Below are 3,859 nucleotides of genomic sequence, written 5' to 3' on the forward strand. Positions count from 1 at the left end.
CTCGTCTACCCAATCCTCCAGACATTCCGTCTACCCAATCCTCCAGACATTCCGGCAAGAGCGTCAGCTGGGATCTGTCCGCGCCTTCAACGAAGCGTCCCATCCACATCCCCCATCAGGAAACGGAGGAATCGTAACCGACTCGTGGCTTTTCACACAGCCAGGGTCAAAAGCGGCTGCCAGCCAACCAGTGGGGCGACGTCCGGCTTCCCTCCGACAGCAGACGTGGCGTTGGCTTCCGTGGTGTTCAGCTCGGGGCCAATATCGGAAGTAACGGACACGAAGTTGCGCCGTAGGCGGAGGCAGCGTTCAATCCGACAGACGAGGAATGCGACGTATGGATGCGAGTGCGATGGGATGTGAGGCAAGGGCGTTACAGCCTTGCTTGCCGAACGGGCGCGATGCCCCATGACTTAAGGCAGCGCCGCCAATGCATTTCTGAGTTGCACCGGCCGTTTTAGCCACCAGACCGTATCAAATACGGATCCAAGGACCCAGCTAAACGGTCCGCCACTTGGTTGGCGCCCGGCGTGGACTGCTTTTCGCGATGAAGCGAGCCGACGGAATTCACGACCAGCCCACTACAAGCAAGAACAGCTATCGCAATCGCAGCGAGATATTTGGTCCTCATGACGATGGTGCCCTTTATCGCCCCATGAACTAACCGGACACTCTCAGAAATGGTTCCCGAACACTGCGGCCCAATGTTTTCGGCCGCATCGGAAGTTGCTTCCATGGCGCCAGCGACTAGCCGCTGGGGCAGGTTCCTCCTTCGGAATGGAACATCGCGGTCGCGATCAGAAATCAAGGAACGAAAGCGTCCGCCTGGCTTTAGAAAAACTGAGGCCGTCGCTCGCCGGTAGTAACACGGCGCATGTCGCGGATAGCCAAAGGTCGTGGCGAACGACCCGCTGTTCTTAACACAAGCGCTCGCGCAGATAGCCAAAAGCGACGGTCTCCAGTTCTATTCAAAATCGGCAGCAGTGCCCCGATCGGTTGCCGGGGAGGCACGGGTGCTGCCGGAACCGAAGGCTCCGTCATGCGCAACCGAATTGACATTGACCACATGCACTGTCGGGCCATCATTCGAGAGATCGGCGAGAGACTACGTGCGTCGCTGAAACCAGAGTCGAAACTACCGGCGAGCCTGAGAGCGCAAATCGATCGGCTCCGCGAATTCGAAGCGGCCGAGCACTGGAACAAGGCGCGCGGTTGAGCCGCAGCCTCGGCCGAACATGGATGAACGATGCCGCCGGTGAAGCTTCGTGCATCGACGATCTTGAATGAGTACGGTAAGGCGCAATCCGAATTGATCGGCAAAACCGTCGTCCTTACTGACGGAAAGGCAGGCACGGTCGAGAACGTTTGGCTGGATGAATTGCACGGGCTTCGGATTTCAATCAAAGGTCATGACGGAAGATGGCCGGTCTCAACCATCAAGTTCGAGGAGAACTAGACCTTCGCACCCGCTGCGTATCACCCCAATAGCGCGCTATTTCAGAACATTCCGATCAGGATGAAAAACCCGATCTCAATCAGGAACGTCGTGCTCATAACCGCGACCGTAAGGAACAGGTCGCTCGCCGAAAGAGGGTTCATGAATGCCTCGTCTTGCGAAGCCCCGGGAGTAAATCATTCAGGCTAGAAAATGTTTCAGTTCCAAACGCAGATGGCGCGAGATGCGAGCGGGGCGGACATCCTAGGCGGCCTAATTCGGATCACAAGCAGTCGATGCCAAGTAAGCGGGGCAACTTCCACTTTGCTCTCGGAAGCTGACGTTTATGAGTACACGCCAGTTTCGACCAAGTGAGGCCCGCCGGTTCACGCTGGCGGGCCTAGCACTCCCGGCGCTCTAATCCGCAATTAGATCGGCAGCCGGGAGCATTGGGGCTGGAATGCATGCCCGTGCCATGTTCGCCCTCACACGGCAATGCTCGAACTTCGCGCACCGGTATTCTTACGGAATCCATTTTCGGAACGGGGTGTTCTATTAAAAGAACACCGGCGAGATTTGAGCACCAAGGTTTTTCGTAGTTCCGGGAATGCCGCAGTGGGGGCTGGAACCACGCTGCGGCTTTTCCCATTGGACCCGCGTCTCAGATCACGCGGTTCCGGCTGGCAAGCCCAAAACATCGTATTCGAAGGCGACGCCCTCCGGATCGTTTTCATCGAACCATCGTTCCGCGGCGTCCACCGTTGCGAAAACCTTGATGTGATCAATGTCGCCGACCTGCTTGCCCGTATTGACGTACACGAAGACGGTCATTGATCCCTCTTCAGCTTGCGCCGGCCCCAATGCGGTTCTTTTCCCTTCGGGTTAAACTCCAGGACGTGGTGGCGGTTCAACGCCCGTATGACCCCGATGCGGGCAAACATCGTCGGACCGCCACCTTCCGCCACCAGGATCAAGGCTTCCATCGCCGCTTGCCACTCCGGTGCGGCGTGCTCTTTCTTCGGCAGTGCGGCAATGTACTCGCCGGCGTCGAGCAGCGTCACCAGAGTGCGTTCGCCGATCCTGATCGGACCCTCGAAAGGCCGACGCCAGCCTCGTTCGGTCATTCCTTTCGCTTCAGTTCAGGTCCCGCGGCAGCAATGGCGTGTTCAACCTCGTCGGCCAGAACTGTCAGATGCTCGGYCAGCCTTGTGAACAGTTCTCGCTTCTTGGGTTCAGTAGCAAGATCGCGGATCAAGGCGCACTCGGCAGCATCCGTGCGAAGCTTTTCCAACTGAGCCTGCATGTCCTTCATTGCGATCGGTTCCGTTCCCGATGAGAAACTATACCGCTTTGGGCACAAGTGGACAGAACTGATTGCCGGTTTTTCCTATGCTCATGACCACCTGGCGACCCCATTACCGCCAAGGTGACCTCCAAACGGCCCCGGCAACTTAGTCTTTTGCTGGGGCCGCTTTTGCGCTGATGCTGATCAGCCGGACATAGGTCCCGCTCTCGTGCAGCTCGGGCCAGCCCTTCTCAATGCTTGATGCCGGCGCCGAACTCCGACCCGGTGGCCTTGAGCGTGTAGAGAAACGGAGCATTGAGCTTTTCGATGTGAATGCGACCGTCCTGGACGGCTTCAATGGTCTTCGCGAGCTCGACCAGTTTGCGGGCGGCGGCTTCAGGTGCGGCAAAGGCACGTTCGGCGGCGAGTTTCATGCAGATCGACTACCCGATTCTTCGTCCCCCCAGGCCGAACTGCTTCACCCGCACTTGTGGTTTTTGGCGTGCAGCGCGGTTCGATCGCCAGTCATCTCACCGACGTAGTCGTCAATGGCGCTCATCAGCTTCTCGCGGTCGGCGCGGCGATCCTTCCTGCCAAAGATGAGGTAGTGGCGAAGCCGGCCGAGCTCGGCCAGATCGGTCGCTATCGCCTCGGCCCGCACTTCCTCCGCGCGCTGACGCATGCGTAGTTGGTGCCAAGCTCTCGCCGCCGCTCTGTTCTCTGCCTTGGTCATGACGCCATCGAACCGCGGCGCAGGCGAGAGTCAAATTATCGATTCCTAGCGGCGCGGGATGCTCGCGAGCTACTGCCGGTCGTGGGTGTGGAAAAGCAAAGGGCCGCCGATTCACGATGGCGGGTTTTTGTCGCTGATGCGGAACGCAGTTGAAGGCGGAACGCAGTTGAAGGCCCGTCAGTTTATCGGGCAGGCGATCCGTTTGCTGAGAGGCGGTGCGTCATGGACTGTCTCAGCCTTGTCATACCTGCTGCTATTGGCGTGCTAGCCGGTCTGTTCTTCCGTAAGCGTCGTTCTCAGGCCACGGCTTTGAGGTCGTGACGGCAATAGGCCCACGGAAGCAGCTCATCGATGTTGCTGTTTGGATGGCCGTTGACGATCCTGGTGAGGGCATCGGTCAGATAGG

At 58.5% G+C, this 3,859-nt stretch carries 7 protein-coding genes; 1 reads left to right on the forward strand and 6 read right to left on the reverse strand.

The genetic code is table 11. From position 1 onward, the window contains the following. Positions 1-1,246: 1,246 nt before the first annotated feature. A complete protein-coding gene (locus AB4Z51_RS44560) occupies positions 1,247-1,456 on the forward strand; it encodes a PRC-barrel domain-containing protein (RefSeq protein ID WP_135217292.1) in 210 nt (69 codons plus the stop codon). A gap of 645 nt (positions 1,457-2,101) precedes the next feature. Here the strand turns inward: AB4Z51_RS44560 and AB4Z51_RS44565 are convergent. From AB4Z51_RS44565 to AB4Z51_RS44590, 6 genes are all read right to left on the reverse strand, one after another. After that, positions 2,102-2,266 (reverse strand): hypothetical protein, encoded by a 165-nt coding sequence (locus AB4Z51_RS44565; protein ID WP_167768350.1) that lies wholly within the window; start codon positions 2,264-2,266, stop codon positions 2,102-2,104. After that, positions 2,263-2,559 carry a hypothetical protein gene (locus AB4Z51_RS44570; RefSeq protein WP_244623531.1) on the reverse strand — a complete coding sequence of 99 codons (297 nt, stop codon included), beginning with the start codon at positions 2,557-2,559 and terminating at the stop codon, positions 2,263-2,265. The genes AB4Z51_RS44565 and AB4Z51_RS44570 overlap by 4 nt, the downstream gene beginning before the upstream one ends. Further along, positions 2,556-2,747, reverse strand: coding sequence for a hypothetical protein (locus AB4Z51_RS44575; RefSeq protein ID WP_441499730.1), 192 nt, complete (start codon positions 2,745-2,747; stop codon positions 2,556-2,558). Before AB4Z51_RS44575 ends, AB4Z51_RS44570 begins: the two co-directional genes overlap by 4 nt. 224 nt (positions 2,748-2,971) lie before the next feature. Next, the gene (locus AB4Z51_RS44580; RefSeq protein WP_343287527.1) at positions 2,972-3,154 is read right to left on the reverse strand and encodes a hypothetical protein; all 183 of its coding nucleotides are present in this window, start codon (positions 3,152-3,154) and stop codon (positions 2,972-2,974) included. Positions 3,155-3,198: 44 nt separating this feature from the next. Then, positions 3,199-3,453, reverse strand: coding sequence for a hypothetical protein (locus AB4Z51_RS44585; protein WP_167768351.1), 255 nt, complete (start codon positions 3,451-3,453; stop codon positions 3,199-3,201). A gap of 296 nt (positions 3,454-3,749) precedes the next feature. Then, positions 3,750-3,859: transposase domain-containing protein (locus AB4Z51_RS44590; protein ID WP_441499731.1), on the reverse strand; the 110-nt coding region annotated here is incomplete at its 5' end.

The sequence above is a fragment of the Bradyrhizobium sp. 2TAF36 genome (assembly GCF_052114925.1).
Lineage (GTDB): Bacteria > Pseudomonadota > Alphaproteobacteria > Rhizobiales > Xanthobacteraceae > Bradyrhizobium > Bradyrhizobium barranii.